At 72.6% G+C, this 475-nt stretch carries 1 protein-coding gene; it reads right to left on the bottom strand.

Annotated features, from left to right (window positions below):
- The coding region (locus ACU8YC_RS26765) for a hypothetical protein (RefSeq protein ID WP_446896229.1) at positions 1-475 on the bottom strand (475 nt) is incomplete at both ends.

Here is a 475-nt window from a genome sequence, read left to right as displayed (position 1 = left end):
GAGTTCTTGCCGATCAGCGTGCACAGCGTCTCGTTCCGGTCCGCCGAGTAGCCGACAAACCGGAAGCCCGGCATGGGCAGGTAGATCGAGAAGCGGAGATCGCCGCCGTCCGGATGGCGCGTCTCCTGCCCGCCGCGCGCGACGATCTCCTTCGTCACCAGTTCGGGCAGATGGGGCGGAGACCCCGCCGGCGCGCCGTTGAGCCGCGCCAGCGCCGCGTGCATCGCCTGTGCCCGCGGATCGGAACCGCCGCCCGTCACGACCCGGACAGCCTGCTCCGGGTTGGCGGCAGCCGCGCGCGCGAGGGCTTCGATCAGGAGATGGATATCCTCGATCATGGCCCGCGAGCCCGCCGCGCCATCGTCGTCGGTGAGAAGCGCCTCCGCCTGCCAGTCGAGAGGGCCCGCCCCGTCCCGTGGCGCGGCGAGGAACTCCGCCGCGCAGGACGCCAGCGGCGCGCCGTCCGGGTTCAGGA

The organism is Citrobacter sp. VF227, from assembly GCF_052950715.1.
This window is presented reverse-complemented; position numbering and strand designations above follow the sequence as displayed.